The sequence below is a fragment of the Pseudomonas sp. TH37 genome (assembly GCF_016650735.1).
GTDB lineage: Bacteria > Pseudomonadota > Gammaproteobacteria > Pseudomonadales > Pseudomonadaceae > Aquipseudomonas > Aquipseudomonas farris.
This window is the reverse complement of sequence record NZ_JAEKFD010000001.1, coordinates 37,332-56,160: the sequence shown is the minus strand read 5'-3', so window position 1 is coordinate 56,160 and position 18,829 is coordinate 37,332. Positions and strand designations below refer to the sequence as shown.

Below are 18,829 nucleotides of genomic sequence, written 5' to 3'. Positions count from 1 at the left end.
TTGACGGGGTATCGGCATCGTCAGGCATTTATTGAAATGTTTTTTTCATAAATCAGTGACGTGTCGCAAAACGACCATTGCGTCAGCCGGCGAGCATCGGATAAGTGAACAGCCCGAAATGCAGCAGATTCAAACCAAAGTGGGTGGCGATGGCCGCCCCCAATCCACCGAAACGGTAGGCCAGGCCATAACCGACACCCGCGAGGCCCGCCAACAACACCCATTGCCAGCCAGCGCCCAGATGAACGAGGCCGAACAGCATTGATGCGAGCAACAAGGCGAGATTTTCGCCATAAGGCAGGTGTTTGAACTGCCGGCTCAGGCCGCCCTGGATGTAGCCGCGAAACAACGCTTCTTCTACCAGCGTCACCAGCAACAGATTGTTCAGTACCCACAACCAGGACTCATCCGGCCACTTCGGTGCCCAACTGATCACGCCCAGCAATAGCGCGCCACCCAAGGCCAGCACAGCGCTTACGGTCAGGGCGAGGGCGGTGGCATAAACGGACAGCCGCAACGAGCGCCGGCCGACAATCCATGGACAAACCAGCAACAGCCAGAAGCCGATCAGAGGTTTGTCCTGATTCAGGTACATCGCAAACGGCACCGCATCGTCGGTGAAACGTTGGGGATCAATGGCGCGACCATTGAAGAAACCGGGAAGCCAGTGCATTGCCAGCGCCACCGCCAGGACGATGAACAAGCCGTGGCCGAGATAGCGGCCAATGGGAACGTGTTGTTGGCGAACCGCGAAACCGGCGAACAGCAGCAACGCGAAGGAGATACCAGCGAGCCAACCGAGATGGCCATAGATCAACGCCAGGCCGTAGCCAATGGAGAGAAGTGCCAGATAAGTCCATGGCAGAGCGATCATGTTAAGTCCTTGTTTCAGAGATTCTGCGGATTGCCTAAGTCCCTGTGGGAGCCCTGTGGCGAGGGGGCTTGCCCCCGTTGGGCTGCGAAGCAGTCCCCAAATCTCTGATTACCAAAGATCTTGTGAGTGCTACGCCCTCAAACGGGGGCAAGCCCCCTCGCCACAGGTCCCCTCACCACAGGCCACATTTGTCCTGTGATCGACACAAAACTAATGGGCGCGCGATTATAGAGACGCACACCGCGTAAACAAAAACACCGCCCGAAGGCGGTGTCGTTGTCAGAGGCTGTTACGAGGCAATCAATTGCCGCAACACGTAATGCAAAATCCCTCCGGCCTTGAAGTACTCCACTTCATTGAGGGTATCGATCCGGCACAACACCTCTATCTTTTCCTTGCTGCCGTCTTCACGGGTGACAACCAGCGTCAGGTTCATCCGCGGAGTCAATTCGACGCCAGTGAGGCCAAGGATATCCAGAGTTTCCCTGCCAGTGAGGTTCAGGCTCTTGCGGTTCTGATCCAGTTTGAACTGCAACGGCAATACGCCCATGCCCACCAGATTGGAACGGTGGATCCGCTCGAAGCTCTCGGCGATGACTGCTTTCACGCCCAGCAGATTGGTGCCCTTGGCCGCCCAGTCGCGGCTCGAACCGGTGCCGTATTCTTGCCCGGCGATCACCACCAGTGGCGTACCTGACGCTTGATAACGCATGGCCGCGTCGTAGATCGGCAGCTTCTCCCCGGTCGGCATATAAATCGTGTTGCCGCCTTCTTCACCGCCGAGCATCTCGTTGCGAATCCGGATGTTGGCGAAGGTGCCACGCATCATCACTTGATGGTTGCCGCGACGCGAGCCGTAGGAGTTGAAGTCCCGCGGCTCCACCCCTTGCTCGCGCAGGTAATGGCCGGCAGGGCTGTCAGCCTTGATGTTGCCGGCCGGGGAGATGTGGTCGGTGGTCACCGAATCACCGAGCAGCGCGAGGACTTTCGCTCCTTCGACGTCCTTGACCACCGGCGCAGGGCCGCCGATGTCATCGAAGAATGGCGGATGCTGGATATACGTCGAATCGTTGTTCCAGACATAAGTCGCCGCCTGCGGCACTTCGATCGCCTGCCACTGCTCGTCGCCGGCAAACACTTCGGCGTACTCCTTGTGGAACATCGCAGTGTTCACCTGAGTCACCGCGTCGGCGATTTCTTTGGTACTCGGCCAAATGTCTCGCAGATAAACCGGGTGGCCGTCCTTGTCGTTGCCCAACGGTTCGCTGCTGATGTCGATGCGCACCGTGCCGGCCAATGCATAGGCCACGACCAGTGGCGGGGAGGCCAGCCAGTTGGTTTTCACCAGCGGATGCACGCGACCTTCGAAGTTGCGGTTGCCCGAGAGCACCGAGGCAACCGTCAGGTCGGCTTTCTGAATGGCTTTTTCGATCGGCTCCGGCAACGGTCCGGAGTTGCCGATGCAGGTGGTGCAGCCATAACCGACTAGCGCAAAACCGAGTTCATCAAGGTATTGGGTCAGGCCCGCTGCCTTGTAGTAGTCGGTGACCACTTTCGAGCCAGGGGCCAGCGAACTCTTGACCCAAGGTTTGCGCTTGAGGCCTTTCTCTATGGCTTTCTTCGCCACCAGACCCGCGGCCATCATCACGCTGGGGTTGGAGGTGTTGGTGCAAGAGGTGATCGCGGCGATCACCACCGCGCCGTTTTTCAGCCGATATGTGCGGCCTTCGTGGTCGTAGTCCGTTTCGCCGACCAGATCGGCGTTGCCCACCGCGACGCCACCGCCACCCTCGCTTTCGAGGCGACCTTCTTCCTTGCTGGAGGGTTTGAATTGCAGGCCGAGAAAGTCAGTGAACGCTTGCGCGACATTCGGCAGCGAGACGCGGTCCTGCGGGCGTTTCGGCCCGGCGAGGCAGGCCTCGACGCTGCCCATGTCCAAGGCCAGGCTGTCGGTGAACACCGGCTCTTTGCCGGGCAGGCGCCACAGACCCTGGATCTTGCTGTAGGCCTCCACCAGTTTCACGGTTTCCGGTCTGCGGCCGGACAGGCGCAAGTACTCCAGTGTCACCTCGTCCACCGGGAAGAAGCCGCAGGTGGCGCCATATTCCGGGGCCATGTTGGCGATGGTCGCGCGGTCGGCCAGCGGCAGGTCGGCGAGGCCGTCGCCGTAGAACTCGACGAATTTCCCGACCACACCTTTTTTGCGCAGCATCTGGGTCACCGTCAGCACCAGGTCGGTGGCGGTGATGCCTTCCTTGAGCTTGCCGGTGAGTTTGAAACCGATCACTTCCGGGATCAGCATCGACACCGGTTGGCCAAGCATCGCTGCTTCCGCTTCGATCCCGCCCACACCCCAGCCGAGCACGCCGAGGCCGTTGATCATGGTGGTGTGGGAGTCGGTGCCAACTAGGGTGTCGGGGAAAGCATAGGTGCGCCCATCCTCATCCTTGGTCCAGACTGTGCGGCCCAAGTACTCAAGGTTGACCTGATGGCAGATGCCGGTGCCCGGTGGCACCACGCTGAAATTGTCGAAGGCGCTCTGGCCCCAGCGCAGGAAGGCGTAACGCTCGTGGTTACGCTGCATTTCGATGTCGACGTTCTGTTCGAAGGCGCTTGAGCTGGCGTACTTGTCGACCATCACCGAGTGGTCGATCACCAGGTCCACCGGCGACAGCGGATTTATTCGCTGCGGGTCGCCACCGGCCTTGGCCATGGCGGCGCGCATGGCGGCCAGGTCGACCACGGCGGGAACGCCGGTAAAGTCCTGCATTAATACCCGCGCGGGCCGGTACTGGATTTCGCGATCGGAGCGACGCTCCTTGAGCCAAGCGGCAATCGCCTTGAGGTCGGCGCCGGTAACGGTTTTCTCGTCCTCCCAGCGCAGCAGGTTTTCCAGCAACACTTTCAACGACATCGGCAGCTTGTCGAGATCGCCCAGGCTTTTGGCGGCTTCGGGCAGGCTGAAATAGTGGTAGGTCTTGTCGTCGACTTGTAAGGTTTTAAGGGTGTTCAGGCTATCGAGGGACGGCATTGCGATCACTCCTTTAAGTCCGCACGGCTACGGACTGAGGGGACGGACAGAGCATTAAAGCTAGCCCTGTTTTCAGTAGCTGGCTAATAACTGGACTCTATGGACAAGTCCAAGGTTCCGAACTCGGCTATCATGCGCCGGTTTTCGTGACAGGCTTTGCTTCAACGCAAGTCTGGGCATCGCGCAGTGGCTGAATTCTTCGCCAACTGCCCAGGAGTAAGAATGAACACCCTCTTTATGCATTGCCGGCCGGGCTTCGAAAGCGAAGTCTGTTCCGAGATTTCCGAACATGCCGCGCGGCTGAACGTGGCCGGCTATGCCAAGGCCAAGACCGCCAGCGCCTGCGCCGAATTTATCTGCACCGAAGAAGACGGCGCCGAGCGCCTAATGCGTGGCCAGCGTTTCTCTGACCTGATCTTCCCTCGCCAGTGGGCTCGCGGGATCTTCATCGATCTGCCGGAAACCGACCGCATCAGCGTGATCCTTGCGCACATGGCGGACTTCCCGCTGTGCGGCAGCCTGTGGCTGGAAATGGTCGACACCAACGATGGCAAAGAGCTGTCGAACTTCTGCAAGAAATTCGAAGGCCACCTGCGCAAGGCGCTGATGGCGGCCGGCAAACTGGTGGAAGACGCCCACAAGCCACGGCTGTTGCTGACCTTCAAGAGTGGTCGCGAAGTGTTCATGGGCCTGGCGGAATCGAATAATTCGGCGATGTGGCCGATGGGCATTCCACGCCTGAAATTCCCGCGTGAAGCGCCGAGCCGTTCGACCCTCAAGCTGGAAGAGGCCTGGCACCATTTCATCCCCCGCGACCAGTGGGACGAGCGCCTGCACAGCGACATGACCGGTGTCGACCTCGGCGCTGCGCCCGGTGGCTGGACCTGGCAGCTGGTCAACCGCGGCATGCTGGTGACCGCCATCGACAACGGCCCGATGGCCGAAAGCCTGATGGACACCGGTTTGGTGCAGCACTTGATGGCCGACGGTTTCACCTTCAAGCCCAAGCAACCGGTCGACTGGATGGTCTGCGATATCGTCGAGAAACCGGCGCGCAACGCGGCGATGCTGGAAGAATGGATTGGCGAGGGGCATTGCCGGGAAGCGGTGGTCAACCTCAAGCTGCCGATGAAACAGCGTTATGCCGAAGTGAAGCGCTTGCTGGAACGTATTGCCGACGGGTTCAAGGCGCGGGGCATTCGGGTCGAGATTGGCTGCAAGCAGCTGTATCACGATCGTGAGGAAGTGACCTGCCATTTGCGCCGATTGGACGTGAAGAAACCGAAATCCCGTTAAGGTACACGGACTCTGTGGGAGCGGGCTTGCCCGCGATGAGGCCGGTACATTCAGCATTTATGCTGGCTCATCAACCGCTATCGCGGGCAAGCCCGCTCCCACAGGTACGGTGTACGCGACAGATGACCGAACACCCGGCAATGCGCGACAATGCCGGCAAGTTTCAGGAGTAAATCATGAGTGAAATGATCGATACGCCGGTAGACGGCACCCTCGACGCCACCGGCCTCAATTGCCCGGAACCGGTGATGATGCTGCACCAGCACATCCGTGACCTGGTGCCCGGCGGCCTGCTGAAGGTGATCGCCACCGACCCGTCAACCCGTCGCGACATCCCCAAGTTTTGCGTGTTTCTCGACCACGAACTGGTCGCGCAGCACGAAGAGGCAGGCACCTACCTCTACTGGATCCGTAAGAAACTCGCCTAACCCGCTGAACGACTGATGCGGATCCGCTTGCGTGCACTGCGCGTCAGGCGGATCGACAGCATCAGCGCCGCGCAACTCAAGCCGACGATCAAACCCTGCCACAGCCCGCTCGGGCCGCTCGGCGCACCGAGCCAGTCGGTCAGGCCCAGGGCGTAACCCACCGGCAAACCAATCCCCCAGTACGCGAACAGCGTCAGGATCATCGTCACCCGCGTGTCCTGATAGCCGCGCAGTGCGCCCGCCGCCGTCACCTGGATCGCATCGGAAAACTGGAACAGCGCCGAATACACGATCAGCATCGCGGCCACCTGAATCACCGTCGGATCGGCGGTGTAAATCGCAGCGATGGGTTCACGCAGCAACAGCATCATGCTCGCCGACAGGCACGCATACGCCAGGGCGGTGCCCATGCCGACACCGGCGGCGAAGCGGGCTTCGCGTGGTTCCTCACGGCCGAGTGCCTGGCCGACTCGCACGGTCACGGCCATGCCGAGGGAGTAGGGGATCATGAACACCAGCGAGCTGAAGTTAAGCGCGATCTGGTGCCCGGCGACCACGGTGGCGCCGAGGCTGCCGATCAGCAGGGCAATCACGGCGAAGATGCTCGACTCGGCGAACACCGCAATGCCGATCGGCAGGCCGATGCCCAGCAGACGCTTGATCACCGACCACTGCGGCCAGTCGAAACGGCTGAACAACTCACTCGACTGATAGGCCGGCGCCCAGCGCTCCCAGCCGGCCATGCCCAGCGCCATCACCCACATTACGATCGCCGTGGCCCAGCCGCAGCCGACGCCACCCATGGCCGGCACACCAAAGTGGCCATAGATGAAGATGTAATTGAGCGGAATATTCAGTGCCAACCCGCACAGGCCAAGGACCATGGCCGGGCGGGTGCGACCCAGGCCGTCACTGAAGCAGCGCAGCACGTGATAGAACGCGACGGCAGGTAGGCCGCTGGCGATGCCGTGCAGATACTGCATGCATGGGCCGATCAATTCGGGATCGACCTTCATGATGTGCAGGATCGGTTCGGCGCTGAACAGCATGCCGGTCGCCATCAAACCCACCACCAGCGCCAGCCACAACGCCTGGCGCACGATCGGGCCAATCTCGCTGTGAGTGCCAGCGCCGAAGCGCTGGGCGACTTTCGGCGTGGTGGCCAGCAGTGTGCCGGTCATCAGCAGAAACACCGGCACCCAGATCGAGTTGCCCAGCGCGACGGCCGCCAGATCTCGAGGCCCGACCCGACCGGCCATCACCGCATCGACGAAGCCCATGGCGGTGGTCGCCAGTTGCGCGATCATGATCGGCAACGCCAGGCCGAGCAGGTTTTTAAGCTCCAGGCGAACCCGGGCCGGGCGATTGAGGGAAATAGCGGAGGGGCGGTCAGTCACGGAATTCAAGGCGAAACGTCCAAAAGGGTTTTGATGCGCAGGCGGCGCATTCTACGCCTTGACGCAGTGGTCAGGAAAAGTCCTGTGTTGCGGATTTGTAAATGGTTTTCGGACGTTGCGATATTCCCTGTGGCGAGGGGGCTTGCCCCCGTTCGGCTGCGAAGCAGTCGCCAATCCATTGCACGCGGTGTGTCTGTAATTGCACGGTTGCTGCTTCAAGGGGCTGCTTCGCAACCCAGCGGGGGCAAGCCCCCTCGCCACAGGGGCAGGTGGTGCTTTTGCACCTGAGGTAAACAATGCCTGCTGGCCCATCACGGCCATCTCCGCCTACACTGCCGATCCGCCAAAGGAGCCTGCCATGCTGATTGTTGCCGACGAAAATATCCCGCTGCTCGATGCCTTCTTCGCAGGTTTCGGTGAAATCCGCCGGGTGCCTGGACGTGCCATCGACCGCGCCACTGTCGAGCAGGCCGATGTGCTGTTGGTGCGCTCGGTGACCAACGTCAACCGCGAATTGCTCGAAGGCAGCAAGGTGCGCTTTGTCGGCACCTGCACCATCGGCACCGATCATCTGGATCTGGATTACTTTCAGCAGGCCGATATCACCTGGTCCAGCGCGCCAGGTTGCAATGCCCGGGGTGTGGTCGATTACGTGCTGGGCAGCCTGTTGACCCTGGCCGAAATCGAAGGTGCCGACCTGACTCGGCGCACCTACGGTGTGGTCGGTGCCGGCGAAGTGGGCGGGCGGCTGATCAAGGTTCTGCAAGGTCTGGGCTGGAACGTGCTGGTCTGCGATCCCCCCCGGCAAGCCGCTGAAGGGGGCGATTACGTCAGCCTTGAGCAGATCATCGAACAATGCGACGTCATCAGTCTGCACACCCCGCTGGACAAGCAAGGCCCTCAGGCGACCTGGCATCTGTTCGATAAAACCCGCTTGAACCAGCTCAAGCCTGGCACCTGGCTGATCAACGCCAGTCGTGGCCCGGTCATCGACAACGCCGCCCTGCGCCAGGTGCTGTTGCAGCGTGAAGATCTGCAAGCGGTGCTGGATGTCTGGGAGGCTGAGCCTGAGGTCGATGTGGCACTGGCCGAGTTGTGTGTGTTGGCGACGCCGCACATTGCCGGTTACAGCCTCGACGGCAAACAGCGCGGGACGGCGCAGATCTATCAGGCGTTTTGCGAATTCCTCGGGCAACCGGAACAGGTCCACCTGAGCGACTTGCTGCCAGCCCCTTGGCTGTCGGCAGTGACGCTGAACGCTGACAGCGATCCGGCCTGGGCACTGGCGATGTTGTGCCGTGGCGTGTACGACCCGCGCCGTGACGACGCGGATTTCCGTCGCAGCCTTGTAGGCAACGTGAGCGAGCAGCGCGCGGCGTTCGATGCGCTACGCAAGCATTACCCGCTGCGGCGTGAGATCGATGGGTTGAAGGTGCGGATCGAGGGGGATTCGCCGGCATTGCAGCAGATTGTGGCGGCGTTGGGTGCTTCGGCTGTCTGAGTGCCGCGTTGGCCTTATCGCGGGCAAGCCACGCTCCCACAGGTCATGCGTCAATTTTGAAATCGCGGTAATCCTGTGGGAGCGGGCTTGCCCGCGATAGGGTGCGCAGCACCCTCAAAAGGCGCCCATAAAAAACCCGGCTAAAAGAGCCGGGCCAAGAAGACGGTGGCTATATCACTCTTGTTCGGCAGGCTTGACCAATCGCTTTTCCAGTTCGCGGCAAGCGTCCTGGATCATGTTTTCAGTGATCGGTACTTCGTGCCCATCCTTATCAATAATCGAGCAACCCAGAGACTGGTCTGGCTGCGTGCGGATCACTGGAATCTTGTCATCGCTGCTGTTTTGCAAGGACATGGCCTGTCTCCTCATCAGGTTGTGTGCTTACTGTAGAACCGCCAGGTGACCGGGCTGTGACAACTCCCTGCGATCTTCAGGTCGGCATCCTCAGTCCATCAGAAATACCCTGACGTTTCCACCCGGACTTTAGACCAATAATCTCTAGCCACTAGTCTTGGCGGTCATAATTAACCTGACTCATTATGATTTACAGCGTTCAATCCCATGACCGGTGTAGGCTTGGTCGAGTTAAAACCATTGGTTGCGCCATCGGATGATCTTCATGCTCTCTTCCCGTCACCGCCGCGCCATTCGTCTGGCCAGTCGTTTCCTCGCGCCTTATCGCTGGCCGGCTTTGGGTGCCTTGCTGGCGTTGATCGTCACTGCCGGCATCACCTTGTCCATGGGGCAGGGGATTCGTCTGTTGGTGGATCAGGGTTTCATGACCCGGTCGCCGCATTTGCTCAACCGATCCATCGGCGTGTTCATGCTGCTGGTGGTCGGTCTGGCGATTGGCACTTTTGCACGGTTTTACCTGGTGTCGTGGATCGGCGAGCGCGTTGTCGCCGACATCCGCCGTCGGGTGTTCAACCATCTGGTCTACCTGCATCCGGGGTTCTATGAAGACAACCGCAGCTCCGAGATCCAGTCGCGGCTGACCGCAGACACCACGCTGCTGCAATCGGTAATCGGCTCTTCGCTGTCGCTGTTCCTGCGTAATGGGCTGATGGTGATCGGCGGGATTGTCTTGCTGTTCATCACCAACCCCAAACTCACCAGCATCGTGGTAGTCGCGTTGCCGCTGGTGGTCGCGCAGATCCTGATTTTTGGTCGCCGGGTGCGCACTCTGTCACGTCTGAGCCAGGACCGGATTGCCGATATCGGCAGCTATGTCTCCGAAACCCTGAGTCAGATCAAAACCGTGCAGGCCTACAACCATCAGGTTCAGGACGAGCAGCGTTTTGCCACAACCGTGGAAGAGGCTTTCAATACCGCCCGCAAGCGCATTTTCCAGCGCGCCTGGCTGATTACCCTGGTGATCCTGTTGGTGTTGGGCGCGGTCGGGGTGATGCTCTGGGTCGGCGGCATGGATGTCATCGCCGGGCGGATTTCCGCGGGTGAGCTGGCAGCGTTCGTCTTTTACAGCCTGATCGTCGGTGGTGCCTTCGGCACGTTGAGTGAGGTGATCGGCGAACTGCAGCGTGCAGCAGGGGCGGCGGAGCGGATTGCCGAGTTATTGCGTTCGGAAAACATCATCCAGCCACCGACCCAGGGCCTGGTGACGTTGCCTGAACGGGTGAAGGGCGATCTGGTGCTGCAAGATGTGCGCTTTTCCTACCCGTCGCGTCCGCAAAGCTATGCCGTCGATGGTCTGAGTCTGACGATCAACGCCGGCGAAACGCTCGCATTGGTCGGGCCGTCCGGTGCCGGCAAGTCGACGGTGTATGACCTGCTATTGCGCTTTTACGACCCCATCGAAGGACACATCCTGTTGGACGGCGTGCCGCTGACCCAACTCGACCCTCTGGATCTGCGTCGCTGCTTCGCCCTCGTCTCGCAGTCCCCGGCGCTGTTCTTCGGCAGCATCGAAGAGAACATTCGCTACGGCCGCCCGACGGCGACTTTGGCCCAGGTCCAGGAAGCCGCGAAAATCGCCTATGCCCACGACTTCATCGAGCAAATGCCCAACGGCTACCAGACTCATCTCGGCGACGCTGGCCTCGGTTTGTCCGGCGGGCAACGCCAGCGCCTGGCTATCGCCCGGGCGCTGCTGGTGGACGCGCCGATCCTGCTGCTGGACGAAGCCACCAGCGCCCTCGACGCCCAAAGCGAGCACCTGATCCAGCAAGCCCTGCCCAGCCTGATGAAAAATCGCACGACGCTGGTCATCGCCCACCGACTGGCCACGGTGAAAAACGCCGACAGGATCGCGGTGATGGACCAAGGGAAGCTGGTGGCGGTGGGGACGCATCAGGAGTTGATTGCGAGTAATGCGCTGTATGCACGGCTGGCGGCGTTGCAGTTTAGTGATGGGCGCCATGCCCCAACCGACCAAGTAACCGACTAAGTAACCGACCCAGTAGAGCACCATAAAAAATGCCCGCATCAATTGATGCGGGCATTTTTTGTCAGCGTTTCAAAGCAGGCTCATTGATCGTCGAAATACCGTTCATGCCAATCCACCAGCGGTTGTGGTGAGTTGAGCTTCTGGCCGTAAATCACCGAGTACGACAGCACGTTTTGCACGTATTGCCGGGTTTCGTCGAACGGGATGCTTTCCACCCACACATCGAAGCTCAGGTGATCGGCGCCACGCAGCCATTGACGTACGCGGCCGGGGCCGGCGTTGTAGGCGGCGGAGGCGAGGACGCGGTTGCCGTTGAACTGGCTGTGGACCTGGCTCAGGTAAGCGGCACCGAGCTGGATGTTCTTGTCCGGATCGAACACTTGCTGCGGCGAAGCGAGGGGAATGCTGAACTTGCGCGCAGTTTCCTTGGCGGTGCCGGGCATCAGTTGCATCAGGCCGCTGGCTCCGACGCCGGAGCGTGCATCGGCCATGAAGGCGCTTTCTTGCCGGGTGATGGCGAATACCCAGCTCGAGTGCAGGCCACGGACCTTGGCTTCACGGACCAGGGTTTCGCGGTGGGCCATCGGGAAGCGGATATCCAGGTCGTCCCAGTACTTCGCCTGACTGATGGTACGGATCGCCGGGAAATACCATTTCAGGTCGTAAGCCAGTTTCGCCTGGGCGACCATTTCGTCACGGCTGAAGTGCCGGCTGACGTGGTACCACTCGCGACGACCGTCGACGATCTGCCCGCGTGCATGGAATTCCAGGGCGCGTCGTATGCCGGGGGTGTTACGCACCTTGTTGATCAGCGCCTGACTGAGCAGCAGCGGTTTGTTGTTCAGCGAATAGGGGGATTGCGAGCGATCGGCCGCCAGGAAACCGTAGAAGTCGCGCTCGCGAGCCAGGCCCTTGTAAAGCGTCTGTGCTTCCGGATTCTGCGGCTGCGCCAGCTCCAGGCTACGAGCCTGCCAGTAACGCCAGCGGTTGGTGGTGGCCAGCTCCTGAGGCAGGCGGCGGGTCAGCTGATAGGCGTCGTCCCAGCGGGCCAGACGCAATAGCAGGCGCAAGCGCCATTCGGAAACGGTGTTGTCCCGCAGCTCCGGGTCGTATTTGGTCATCACGTCCAGCGCGCGGCTGTCGAAACGACGAGCGAGGGTCAGCCCGATTTCCCGGGCAATCGCGACTTTTTCGTCACGGGAGAAGTGCATGCTGCTGGCGTAGCCGTCGAGCAGGGCCATGGCCTTGTCCGGATCCTGACGAGCCAGGCGGCGCAGGCCGAGGCTGACGATGTCGGACATCGGTTCATCGGCCGGGGTGAAGCGCGACGGCTGATCGAGCAACTCGGGTTTTTGCGCCACATCCACCAGCAGGCGACCGCGCGGGGCGAGTGTCGTCAGGCCATTGATCAGGCTGTTGGCCAGCGGATAGTTGCGCGCCTGGGCGGCGAGCTTGGTGCGTTCCCAGCGTTTCTGTTCAGTCAGTTGGCCATCGGCGGCCCACATGCCGAACACACCATCGCAAGCGTCGGGTTGGGTTTTGCCGGTCAGCCAGAGTTTATCGGCGTTGGCGTAGCCTTCGGCCTTGCGGTTATTGCTGATCTGATACTGCGCGTTCAGGCAGTCCAGTTCGGTGAAATTGAGTTTGGGGTCATAATATTTGACGAAGGTTGCCCAATCGCCGCGTTCGGTCAGCCAGCGTAGCCAGCGCAACTTCATCCAGTTGGCTTGCGGCAGGTCACCGTGCTCGGCGAGGAATTTCTCGATTTCGGCGTTGCTCGCGGTTTTCAGTCGCGCGGTCAGCTCGTCATAGGCCAGGTAGGGTTCCAGCGGATAATCGGCAAGCGCCTGGCTATAACGGAAATAAGGGCCGGAATCGCCCTTGGCCAAGGCACGCTTGGCTTCATCGTAATATTGGCGTTGGGTAGACAAGTCCACCGCCTGAGCGGATTGAGCGGCAGCGGCAGTAAGAAGCAAGCATGAAAAAAGACTGAAAAGGCGACTGCGCATGAGGCATCCGGACAGAGAAATCGTGACATGTGCCGGCAACGCCCGCACCTAATATATGTAGCTTAGCCTTTTGCCACCAACCGGCGAAAGCTTTGCCGGGCTGCCGGCACAAGTTCGCAACAATTATTAGTCAGAGTGCTGTCGTAGCGAAATTGCCGGCCTTCTGAAGCCTCAAGTCAGGTAGAATGCGCGCCCGGTTTTTGGAGAAGCTCATGACCCTGCTCAAATTCAGCGATGTGTCCCTTGCTTTCGGCGCTATGCCGTTGTTGGACAAGGTGTCCTGGCAGATCGCCCGTGGTGAGCGGGTGTGCATCATCGGCCGCAACGGCACTGGCAAGTCCAGCATGATGAAGCTCGTCAAGGGCGACCAGAAGCCTGATGAGGGCTCTGTTTGGCGCGCACCTGGCCTAAAAATTGGCGAATTACCGCAAGAATTGCCGGTAGCCGACGAGCGGACCGTGTTCGACGTGGTTGCCGAAGGCCTGGACGGTGTCGGCGAGCTGCTCGCGCAGTATCACCACCTGAGCCAGAACATCGTCACCGACGCCGATCTGGACAAACTGATGCATGTCCAGCACGACCTCGAAGCCCGCGACGGCTGGCGTTTGCAGCAACTGGTCGACAGCACCTTGAGCCGTTTGCAACTGCCGGCCGACAAGACCCTCGCCGAATTGTCCGGCGGCTGGCGTCGCCGCGTCCTGCTGGCTCAGGCCCTGGTTTCCGAACCGGATCTGCTGCTGCTCGACGAACCGACCAACCACCTGGACATCGGTGCAATTGCCTGGCTCGAAGAAGCGCTGAAGGATTTCCAGGGCGCCGTGTTGTTCATCACGCACGACCGTTCATTCCTGCAGAACCTTGCGACCCGCATCCTCGAACTGGATCGTGGCGGCCTGATCGACTGGAACGGCGACTACGCCAGTTTCCTCGTGCACAAAGAGGCGACTCTGGCTGCTGAAGAAACCGCCAACGCGCTGTTCGACAAGAAGCTGGCCCAGGAAGAAGTCTGGATCCGCCAGGGCATCAAGGCTCGCCGCACCCGTAACGAAGGCCGCGTCCGCGCCCTGAAAGCCTTGCGCGTTGAGCGTAGCGAGCGTCGTGAGCGCACCGGCAAGGCCAACATTCAGCTGGATACCGCCGACAAGTCCGGCAAGCAGGTGATGGTCCTCGAGAACGTGAGCTTCGCTCACCCGGGTGGCCCGTTCCTGATCAAGGATTTCTCGATGGTCCTGACGCGCGGCGACCGTATCGGTCTGCTCGGCGCCAACGGTACCGGCAAGACCACGCTGCTCAAGCTGATGCTCAGCGGCCTGCAGCCAACCAGCGGCACAGTGGAAGAGGGGACGCGCATCGACGTGGCCTACTTCGACCAGTTGCGCCATCAGCTGGACCTGGAAAAGACCGTGATCGACAACGTGGCCGAAGGTCGCGACTTTATCGATATCGATGGTCAGAGCCGCCACGTGCTGAGCTACCTCGGCGACTTCCTGTTCAGCCCGCAGCGTGCCCGCACGCCGGTCAAGGCGCTGTCCGGTGGTGAGCGTGCCCGTCTGTTGCTGGCCAAACTTTTCAGCAAACCGGCGAACCTGCTGGTACTCGACGAACCGACCAACGACCTGGACGTGGAAACCCTCGAGCTGCTGGAAGAGGTCTTGCTGACCTTCAACGGCACCGTGCTGATGGTCAGCCACGACCGGGCATTCCTCGACAACGTGGTCACCAGCACCCTGGTCTTCGAAGGCGAAGGCAAGGTTCGCGAATACGTCGGTGGTTATCAGGACTGGCTGCGTCAGGGCGGCTCGCCGCGGCTGTTGGGCGTGACCGAGAGCAAATCCGGCAAGGCCGACCTGAACTCGGCTGTCGTCACTGCTGAACCAGTGCCAGTCGCTGCGGTGGTAGAGGCGCCGGTGGCAAAGAAGAAGCTCAGCTACAAGTTGCAGCGTGAGCTGGAAATGTTGCCGAGTCAGATCGAAGCCATGGAGCAGCAGATCGTAGTGGTTGAAGCGCAGATGGCGGATGCCGGCTTCTATCAGCGTCCTGCTGCCGAAACGGCTGCGGTGATCGCTCAGCTGGAGCAGTTGCAGGCTGAGCTCGACGTGATGGTCGAGCGCTGGGCCGAGCTGGATGCCTGATTGATCCGGCGATAAAAAAGCCCGACTTCGGTAACTCGAATGTCGGGCTTTTTTCCTACAGGGGTTTTGTGTTGTCAGCTTTTGATCAGGCGCACCGCCAGCACATCGCAAGGCGCGCCGTGCAGTACGTCATTGGCGGTGGAGCCGAGCAGCAATGCCAGGCCATGTCGGCCATGACTGCCCACCACGATCAGGTCGCACGTTTGCTCCTTGGCGAGGTGGTGAATCTCCTGACGCGGCTGGCCGTAGGTCAAGTGACTGTATTCCTTGGAGAGTTCCGGGTATTTCACGATCAATCGCTCAAGGCGCTCTTTGGCTTGATCGAACTGTTGCTGTTGCAACTGGGAGAGGTCCATCGGCACGTCGCCACCAAAGGCCATGGCCATCGGTTCGACGATATGCACCAGGGACAGCTTCGCGCCATTGCTCACCGAGAGTTCGCGAGCTCGGTGGATTACAGGATCGCACTCTTCGGTTAGATCTACAGCGACCAGAATATGGTGGTAGGGCATGAGGTGCTCCTCCTGAGGATTGCAATATTGGTAAGTATGGCTGGTTTCAAGCGCATTGGTTTCAAAGTGACTCAATGGGCTCATCAAGAATCGGGAGTACAGATATGACGGTCTGGATAGTGGTGTCAATCCTGCTGGTGGTCTTGAGCCCGCTGGCATGGTTGCGACCGTCTCGTACTCAGAGCGGGCGCATGGCCCTGCGCATGGAGGCGCGGCGCATTGGCCTGGCCATGCAGCTGGCGCCCCAGGAATGGCCGCACTGGCTGAGCGAGGAGCCGCCGAGCCCTTGTGCCCAGTACCATCGGCCGCGCCGTGGCACGCGACCGGCGTGCTGGAGTTATTGGCAGAAGGCGCCGGGCGTGTGGGTCAATCAGTGGCAGGAGGTCTGTGAGGATGGGATGCTGCTGAATCATTTCGAAAAATTGCCTGCCAACGTCTACAAGGTCGAGGCAGACAAGCAAATGATTGCCCTCTATTGGGGTGAGAAGGGCGAGGCCGAGGTTCTGCAACAGATCGATGCCACGCTGAAAGCACTTGCCTGAGACTGATCCCTGTCGTGCGTCGTCGCGTGACAGACAGGCAATAAAAAGCCCGACATCATCATCGGGCTGAGGTTGGCCAGGCAGGCCGGTAATTCTTTGTGCGCTGATCTTACGCTGGGCATTCGTCAAAGCGTTCAAATTTTTTCTTCAAGGTCCCGCCAGCGTAGCTTGTTAAACACAGGCTGCCGCTAATTAGGGCGACTTTTCTAACTATTGATTCTATGAATGGCCTCACATGCATCAGCGTGTTGCAGCGCTTCGTGGTACGGAAGTGACCGGAAAGTCGCGTTTCAACCAGTATTTTGGGCGATTGACAATTGCCGGAAATTCCGTGAAGGTGACATACCCAAATCAAACGGGCGTATGAATTGAGCGTTTGTATTACAGAGCGCTCCTACAGAATCCCGACTATCGCGTTGGCGGGTGTGCCGGGTGAATTGGCGTAGCATCGACGATAAACGTCCTTGCCGAGCCAGTCGCCTGCGTCCGACGTGTACTGTTCAGCTTCCATATCGTGGAGATCAGTTGATGATTTACGAAGGTAAAGCCATCACGGTTAAGGCTCTTGAAAGTGGCATCGTCGAATTGAAATTCGACCTCAAGGGTGAGTCCGTCAACAAGTTCAACCGTCTTACCCTGAACGAACTGCGTCAGGCTGTAGACACCATCAAGGCAGATGCTTCGATCAAGGGTGTGATCGTCAGCAGTGGCAAGGACGTGTTCATCGTCGGCGCCGACATCACCGAATTCGTCGACAACTTCAAGCTGCCGGATGCAGAGCTTGTTGCTGGTAACCTCGAAGCCAACAAGATTTTCAGCGATTTCGAAGACCTCAACGTCCCGACTGTCGCCGCTATCAATGGCATCGCACTGGGTGGCGGTCTGGAAATGTGCCTGGCGGCAGATTTCCGCGTCATGGCCAATACCGCCAAAATCGGTCTGCCAGAAGTCAAACTGGGCATCTACCCGGGCTTCGGCGGTACTGTGCGTTTGCCGCGCATCATCGGTGCTGACAACGCCATCGAGTGGATTGCTGCCGGTAAGGAAAACCGCGCTGAAGACGCGCTGAAAGTCGGTGCCGTCGACGCCGTGGTCGCCCCGGAGAAATTGCAGGAAGCGGCTCTGAACCTGGTCAAGGGCGCCATCTCCGGTGAATTTGACTACAAGGCCAAGCGTCAGCCGAAGCTCGAAAAGCTCAAGCTCAACGCCATCGAACAAATGATGTCGTTCGAAACCGCCAAGGGTTTCGTGGCCGGTCAAGCGGGCCCGAACTACCCGGCACCGGTTGAGGCGATCAAGACCATCCAGAAAGCCGCGAACTTCGGTCGCGACAAGGCGCTGGAAGTCGAAGCCACCGGTTTCGTCAAACTGGCCAAGACCTCTGCCGCGCAGAGCTTGATCGGTCTGTTCCTGAACGATCAGGAGCTGAAGAAAAAGGCCAAGGCCTACGATGAAATCGCCAAGGACGTGAAGCAGGCCGCTGTATTGGGCGCAGGCATCATGGGTGGCGGTATCGCTTATCAGTCGGCCTCCAAAGGTACGCCGATCCTGATGAAAGACATCAACGAGCACGGCATCGAGCAAGGTCTGGCCGAAGCCGCCAAGCTGCTGGTGGGCCGCGTTGATAAAGGTCGCATGACCCCGGCGAAAATGGCTGAAGTGCTCAACGGCATTCGTCCGACCCTGTCTTACGGTGATTTCGGTCACGTCGACCTGGTCGTCGAAGCCGTTGTCGAGAACCCTAAGGTCAAGCAAGCCGTTCTGGCCGAAGTCGAAGGCAAGGTCAAAGAGGACACCATCCTCGCGTCCAACACCTCGACCATTTCCATCACCTTGCTGGCCAAAGCCCTCAAGCGTCCGGAAAACTTCGTCGGCATGCACTTCTTCAACCCTGTGCACATGATGCCGCTGGTTGAAGTGATCCGTGGCGAGAAGTCCAGCGAAGTGGCCGTTGCCACCACCGTTGCCTACGCCAAGAAAATGGGCAAGAACCCGATCGTCGTCAACGACTGCCCGGGCTTCCTGGTCAACCGCGTGCTGTTCCCGTACTTCGGCGGTTTCGCCAAACTGGTCAGCGCCGGCGTGGACTTCGTCCGCATCGACAAGGTCATGGAAAAATTCGGCTGGCCGATGGGCCCGGCGTACCTGATGGACGTGGTCGGCATCGACACCGGTCACCACGGTCGCGATGTAATGGCTGAAGGCTTCCCGGATCGCATGAAGGACGATCGCCGTTCGGCCGTCGACGTGCTCTACGAAGCCAAGCGTCTGGGCCAGAAGAATGGCAAGGGCTTCTACGCCTACGAGACCGACAAGCGCGGCAAGCAGAAGAAAGTCGCCGATCCTTCGGTACTGGAAGTGCTCAAGCCAATCGTGTTCGAACAGCGCGAAGTCACTGACGAAGACATCATCAACTGGATGATGATCCCGCTGTGCCTGGAAACCGTGCGTTGCCTGGAAGACGGCATCGTCGAAACCGCCGCCGAAGCCGACATGGGCCTGGTCTACGGTATTGGTTTCCCTCCATTCCGTGGCGGTGCGCTGCGCTACATCGACTCGATCGGTGTTGCAGAGTTCGTTGCCCTGGCTGACCAGTACGCTGATTTGGGCGCGCTGTACCACCCGACCGCGAAGCTGCGTGAAATGGCCAAAAACGGTCAGAGCTTCTTCGGTTAAGCGCCCACACTAGAGCGAGAGTGAAAG

The 18,829-nt window shown here is 59.9% G+C and carries 13 protein-coding genes; 7 read left to right on the top strand and 6 right to left on the bottom strand.

Annotated features, from left to right (window positions below):
- Positions 1 to 82: 82 nt before the first annotated feature.
- Both JFU11_RS00235 and acnA read right to left on the bottom strand, forming a co-directional pair.
- The gene (locus JFU11_RS00235; RefSeq protein ID WP_201059258.1) at positions 83 to 874 is read right to left on the bottom strand and encodes a CPBP family intramembrane glutamic endopeptidase; all 792 of its coding nucleotides are present in this window, start codon (positions 872 to 874) and stop codon (positions 83 to 85) included.
- A 289-nt stretch (positions 875 to 1,163) separates the two neighbouring features.
- Positions 1,164 to 3,905 (bottom strand): aconitate hydratase AcnA, encoded by a 2,742-nt coding sequence (gene acnA / locus JFU11_RS00230; RefSeq protein ID WP_123720870.1) that lies wholly within the window; start codon positions 3,903 to 3,905, stop codon positions 1,164 to 1,166.
- 222 nt (positions 3,906 to 4,127) lie between these two features.
- Here acnA and rlmM point away from each other — a divergent pair, with 222 nt between their 5' ends.
- Positions 4,128 to 5,201, top strand: coding sequence for a 23S rRNA (cytidine(2498)-2'-O)-methyltransferase RlmM (rlmM, locus tag JFU11_RS00225; protein ID WP_123720871.1), 1,074 nt, complete (start codon positions 4,128 to 4,130; stop codon positions 5,199 to 5,201).
- Positions 5,202 to 5,377: 176 nt separating this feature from the next.
- A complete protein-coding gene (gene tusA, locus JFU11_RS00220) occupies positions 5,378 to 5,629 on the top strand; it encodes a sulfurtransferase TusA (RefSeq protein WP_007907805.1) in 252 nt (83 codons plus the stop codon).
- On the opposite strand, the gene JFU11_RS00215 is transcribed toward tusA, so the two are convergent.
- Positions 5,626 to 7,035 carry an MATE family efflux transporter gene (locus JFU11_RS00215; RefSeq protein WP_038979966.1) on the bottom strand — a complete coding sequence of 470 codons (1,410 nt, stop codon included), beginning with the start codon at positions 7,033 to 7,035 and terminating at the stop codon, positions 5,626 to 5,628. The two genes, tusA and JFU11_RS00215, sit on opposite strands and share 4 nt — an antisense overlap.
- A gap of 349 nt (positions 7,036 to 7,384) precedes the next feature.
- Between JFU11_RS00215 and pdxB the strand changes: the two genes are divergently transcribed.
- A complete protein-coding gene (gene pdxB / locus JFU11_RS00210) occupies positions 7,385 to 8,527 on the top strand; it encodes a 4-phosphoerythronate dehydrogenase PdxB (RefSeq protein WP_201059256.1) in 1,143 nt (380 codons plus the stop codon).
- 174 nt (positions 8,528 to 8,701) lie between these two features.
- On the opposite strand, the gene JFU11_RS00205 is transcribed toward pdxB, so the two are convergent.
- Positions 8,702 to 8,881: a PA1571 family protein gene (locus JFU11_RS00205; RefSeq protein ID WP_007907798.1), complete on the bottom strand. Its 180-nt coding sequence runs from the start codon at positions 8,879 to 8,881 to the stop codon at positions 8,702 to 8,704.
- Positions 8,882 to 9,137: 256 nt separating this feature from the next.
- Between JFU11_RS00205 and JFU11_RS00200 the strand changes: the two genes are divergently transcribed.
- Positions 9,138 to 10,931, top strand: a complete 1,794-nt coding sequence (locus JFU11_RS00200; RefSeq protein ID WP_201121209.1) for an ABC transporter transmembrane domain-containing protein — start codon at positions 9,138 to 9,140, stop codon at positions 10,929 to 10,931.
- An 80-nt stretch (positions 10,932 to 11,011) separates the two neighbouring features.
- On the opposite strand, the gene JFU11_RS00195 is transcribed toward JFU11_RS00200, so the two are convergent.
- Positions 11,012 to 12,940, bottom strand: a complete 1,929-nt coding sequence (locus JFU11_RS00195) for a transglycosylase SLT domain-containing protein (RefSeq protein WP_201059252.1) — start codon at positions 12,938 to 12,940, stop codon at positions 11,012 to 11,014.
- 212 nt (positions 12,941 to 13,152) lie between these two features.
- Here JFU11_RS00195 and JFU11_RS00190 point away from each other — a divergent pair, with 212 nt between their 5' ends.
- Positions 13,153 to 15,072 (top strand): ATP-binding cassette domain-containing protein, encoded by a 1,920-nt coding sequence (locus tag JFU11_RS00190; RefSeq protein WP_030128422.1) that lies wholly within the window; start codon positions 13,153 to 13,155, stop codon positions 15,070 to 15,072.
- A 74-nt stretch (positions 15,073 to 15,146) separates the two neighbouring features.
- Here JFU11_RS00190 and JFU11_RS00185 read toward each other — a convergent pair whose 3' ends face one another.
- Positions 15,147 to 15,584: a universal stress protein gene (locus JFU11_RS00185; RefSeq protein WP_030128421.1), complete on the bottom strand. Its 438-nt coding sequence runs from the start codon at positions 15,582 to 15,584 to the stop codon at positions 15,147 to 15,149.
- 104 nt (positions 15,585 to 15,688) lie between these two features.
- On the opposite strand from JFU11_RS00185, the gene JFU11_RS00180 reads away from it, so the two are divergent.
- On the top strand, positions 15,689 to 16,126 hold the full coding sequence (locus tag JFU11_RS00180; protein WP_008007072.1) for a hypothetical protein: 438 nt from the start codon (positions 15,689 to 15,691) through the stop codon (positions 16,124 to 16,126).
- A gap of 528 nt (positions 16,127 to 16,654) precedes the next feature.
- Positions 16,655 to 18,802, top strand: coding sequence for a fatty acid oxidation complex subunit alpha FadB (fadB, locus tag JFU11_RS00175; RefSeq protein ID WP_201059245.1), 2,148 nt, complete (start codon positions 16,655 to 16,657; stop codon positions 18,800 to 18,802).
- Positions 18,803 to 18,829: the final 27 nt, after the last annotated feature.

What these genes read in the sequence shown, in the direction of transcription:
- acnA (WP_123720870.1), bottom strand. Translation starts at nt 3,905, where the DNA reads ATGCCGTCCCTCGATAGCCTGAACACCCTTAAAACCTTACAAGTCGAC.
- pdxB (WP_201059256.1), top strand. Translation starts at nt 7,385, where the DNA reads ATGCTGATTGTTGCCGACGAAAATATCCCGCTGCTCGATGCCTTCTTC.
- JFU11_RS00185 (WP_030128421.1), bottom strand. Translation starts at nt 15,584, where the DNA reads ATGCCCTACCACCATATTCTGGTCGCTGTAGATCTAACCGAAGAGTGC.
- JFU11_RS00205 (WP_007907798.1), bottom strand. Translation starts at nt 8,881, where the DNA reads ATGTCCTTGCAAAACAGCAGCGATGACAAGATTCCAGTGATCCGCACG.
- JFU11_RS00200 (WP_201121209.1), top strand. Translation starts at nt 9,138, where the DNA reads ATGATCTTCATGCTCTCTTCCCGTCACCGCCGCGCCATTCGTCTGGCC.
- JFU11_RS00235 (WP_201059258.1), bottom strand. Translation starts at nt 874, where the DNA reads ATGATCGCTCTGCCATGGACTTATCTGGCACTTCTCTCCATTGGCTAC.
- JFU11_RS00195 (WP_201059252.1), bottom strand. Translation starts at nt 12,940, where the DNA reads ATGCGCAGTCGCCTTTTCAGTCTTTTTTCATGCTTGCTTCTTACTGCC.
- JFU11_RS00180 (WP_008007072.1), top strand. Translation starts at nt 15,689, where the DNA reads ATGACGGTCTGGATAGTGGTGTCAATCCTGCTGGTGGTCTTGAGCCCG.
- tusA (WP_007907805.1), top strand. Translation starts at nt 5,378, where the DNA reads ATGAGTGAAATGATCGATACGCCGGTAGACGGCACCCTCGACGCCACC.
- JFU11_RS00190 (WP_030128422.1), top strand. Translation starts at nt 13,153, where the DNA reads ATGACCCTGCTCAAATTCAGCGATGTGTCCCTTGCTTTCGGCGCTATG.
- rlmM (WP_123720871.1), top strand. Translation starts at nt 4,128, where the DNA reads ATGAACACCCTCTTTATGCATTGCCGGCCGGGCTTCGAAAGCGAAGTC.
- fadB (WP_201059245.1), top strand. Translation starts at nt 16,655, where the DNA reads ATGATTTACGAAGGTAAAGCCATCACGGTTAAGGCTCTTGAAAGTGGC.